Genomic DNA, 310 nt, shown 5'->3' on the forward strand with positions numbered 1-310 from the left:
AAGAGGTTGAGGACGGTAATAAATTGGTTGAGCATATCACCAGCCAATTCAATGCCAACGCAGACGCCAATGAATCAGGCCCACACTTAGCCACTGTGCGCCTAGACTTACGCGGTGCAGAGAGCCGCAACACGGTTATCGATGAATTTATTGATGCATGGCGGGAAGACATCGGCGATTTGGCTGATCCTATCTCGTTAGTCTTTAAACAACCCACTATGGGGCCGGGTGGCCGTGCCATCGAGATCCGTGCCAAGCATGATGATCTGGCTGAATTGAAGTCCGCTTCTCTGGAGATTCAGGAATACCT

At 50.6% G+C, this 310-nt stretch carries 1 protein-coding gene; it reads left to right on the forward strand.

All coding sequences use genetic code 11. The annotated features are described in order from the left end of the window. On the forward strand, positions 1-310 hold a 310-nt coding region (locus AB4512_RS24415; RefSeq protein ID WP_372176069.1), incomplete at both ends, for a hypothetical protein.

It is taken from the genome of Vibrio sp. 10N.222.52.B7 (genome assembly GCF_041474275.1).
GTDB lineage: Bacteria > Pseudomonadota > Gammaproteobacteria > Enterobacterales > Vibrionaceae > Vibrio > Vibrio crassostreae_C.